This window comes from Lonsdalea britannica, from assembly GCF_946477055.1.
Lineage (GTDB): Bacteria > Pseudomonadota > Gammaproteobacteria > Enterobacterales > Enterobacteriaceae > Lonsdalea > Lonsdalea britannica_A.
On the sequence record NZ_CAMKXG010000367.1, the window covers coordinates 1 to 2,687 of the forward strand.

At 55.8% G+C, this 2,687-nt stretch carries 3 protein-coding genes; all 3 read right to left on the reverse strand.

Features of this window, described 5'->3' with window-relative positions; translation table 11 throughout:
- Positions 1-872, reverse strand: an 872-nt coding sequence (locus Q7O77_RS16710; RefSeq protein ID WP_304169862.1) for a DMT family transporter, incomplete at its 3' end; no start/stop codon positions are given.
- 307 nt (positions 873-1,179) lie between these two features.
- The gene (locus Q7O77_RS16715) at positions 1,180-1,611 is read right to left on the reverse strand and encodes a type III secretion system chaperone (RefSeq protein ID WP_304169864.1); all 432 of its coding nucleotides are present in this window, start codon (positions 1,609-1,611) and stop codon (positions 1,180-1,182) included.
- 33 nt (positions 1,612-1,644) lie between these two features.
- A partial coding sequence (locus tag Q7O77_RS16720) for an AvrE-family type 3 secretion system effector (RefSeq protein ID WP_304169865.1) occupies positions 1,645-2,687 on the reverse strand: 1,043 nt, incomplete at its 5' end.

Below are 2,687 nucleotides of genomic sequence, written 5' to 3' on the forward strand. Positions count from 1 at the left end.
GTGGGCTCGGAGATGTGTATAAGAGACAGCGCCATAATAACAGCCGCCCCCACGGCCCCGAATCGCCCCATCACTTCACCAAAGATGAAAAACGCGAACAGGGTCGAAAAGAGCGGGTCGCTGGTTTCAATAATCTGGACGCTGCTCGCTTCCCCCTTTTCCAACGCACGAGTCGTGAAGTAGAAGCCGCCAATTGACGGAAGTAGCACCAACGCGCCGATTGCCGCTAATGCCATGACCGGAGGAAACTCGAAACCTTCGAGATGCAGCGGGATCGCCAAATAGAGGGAGCCGAAGCCGAACAGCCAGACCAGCACAGCCACGCCGCCGCCGATCCGCATCCACTTCGATAAAAAGATAAAGAGCGCATAACCCAGTCCCGCCACCAGCGACAGCAGGATACCGGCCTGACTGCCGGGCAAATGGCCTTCAAAGCTAAACAGGAAATAGACGCCGATCACGATCAACAGAAATGACAGGACTCGGCTGCGCCCCAACCTTTCCCGCAGAAACAGCGACGACAGAATGAGCGTGATCCCTCCCGCCGCATAGGTCAAAAAGGAGACCAACGGGATGGCAGCATGTCTGAATGCCCAGGTTTCGAAAAAGTAGACGCAAAAAATGCCGAAAAAGGCCAGGACGATAAATTGGAGACTTTTATGACGCAGCTGACACAGCGCTTTGCGTTCGGACGGCACCAGCAGGCTGTAGGTCAACAACACCAGAAAAGCGATAAAACTCTTCCAAAACGCCACCTGATGATGGCTCGCGCCGACCGAAAGACCGTAACGAGTTAAGGTGCCCACCGTACCATTCATTGCAGCGGCCAGCAGCGCATAGCACTCTGCCCGTTTGTAAAACAGTTGACTCATGTTCACTTCCTTGTGATCTCCTCGCGGACAGCTCGTCGCACGGGAGTATAGGCCCATCGTTTTTACGCATTTACCGGCGTCATTTCGGCTCATCCTCAGTCGAATCCGGTCTGCGGGAAGATCTCGCTGTCGAGAAACGGCCGAGTGAGGCGATCAAGTCTCTCCGTCGAGTTAACAGTCTAGAAGGTCGCCCGTCGCGTTAGGCGGTTGCGCAAATCTTGTTTTCCCTCCGGTTCACCACGACGCAATACGCGGCGGCCTGACGCCGTCGCGTTTCTTCGTGAAGTCAGTGTCCCTGCCGCGTACGTTACGCCGCCTGCATCTGCCCCAGCAGAGAGATAATAAAGTCACGACTCTCTTTCACCTGTTGGATAAATCCGGAAAGCACCGCGTTGAAGCGATTTTCTTCCAGCCCGCTCAGGGAATGCTGAAAACACAGCCGCAGCTGGTTGAATTCATCCACCGCCAGCCAGCAACCGCGCATGGCCGCCATTTCGAAATTGAGCTGCAGCATCAGGCGTAACATTGCCGCTTCGTCTACCCCTTCCAGCCCGTCTAACGCGACGATCCGACAGTGCAGCAAGAGTTGTTCACTGTGAGCCGGAACGTCGATCACCGCGGCTTCTTCGCCGTTCTCGTCGTTGAGCACGCAAATCCCATTATCCAGCCTCAGCGGGGTTTGAGTGGCCCGACCAAACGCCTGCAATAACCGGGTGACGTGTTGTTGTTGGGAATGCATTGTGGAGCTCCTTCTGCCATGTGCCATCGTGTATTAGTGTTTCGCCAGCGTCATGCCTTCCTGATGCAGACTGTCCAGCGCCTGCGCCAGACTTGGATTAGCCCGCGCGATGTCGCCTTCCAGACTGAAATGCCTTGGCGTGTCCTGATTATGTCCATAAGAAAAATGAATTTCCCCGAGCGACTTGCTCATACTGACGTCCACGCTGCTGGACGCCCCGACGATAGGCGTCGGGAACGTGAAGCCTTCCTTCTTCTTCACCGTCTCGGTAAAACTGATCGAACCAATGCGCAGGTTGTTGCTGTCTTTGAACAGGTCGACGATGGCTTTTTTGCTCAGGCTATTATTTTGAATGCCCTTTTCCACCTGCTCTTTCACGGCATCTTTCGGTTCCAAATTCACGCTGGCGGACGCATTAGGCAACGATTGCAGATGGGTAATCACGGCTTTCAATGCCGGATCGTCGTTCATGAATGCGTGGATGCGTTCGGCGTTGGTGGGCGGCAGGTTATCGCTCACCAGCTTGCGCAGCGCGTGCAGCACGCCGTTGCTGTCCAACTTCGATAAGTTGGCGTAGCTGGCACTATGGCTGACGCTGGAGAGCGTCACCGCCTGCTGTTTTGCCGCTGACTGCTGCCGGACGGCTTTACCGAGCGACTGCATCGCGCTGTACTGCCCATCGCTCTGCGGCGTTTTAGCGTCAAAGTGACGATGCATAATCGCCAGCTGTTCGTCGGTATCATCCAGTTTTTTCACACCGCCGAGCAGCTGTTGGGTTTCCACATCGCCGAAATGTTTCCCGAGCGAGGCCGTCAGCTCCTCGATGTCGTTCTTCTGAAGCGGCTCCGCAACCTTAACCTTTAGAGCGATGCTATGGCTGGTTTTGGTATCGACAGAGAGCGTGGCGGACGCGCCAGTGCCGAATCCTGCTGGCAGCGTGCCTTTGCCCGGTTGCGTTGTCGCCATCCCCGCCCAGAGCGCAGCATTCGCGCCGACGGAGGCCTGATTAAAGAACCGCACGCGGTTGTTGCTGGTCGTGTTTTTCTCATTCAGATCGCCCCGAACCGTGCTGTGAT

Coding starts and splice junctions, on each gene's coding strand:
- Q7O77_RS16715 (WP_304169864.1), bottom strand. CDS start 1,611: ATGCATTCCCAACAACAACACGTCACCCGGTTATTGCAGGCGTTTGGT.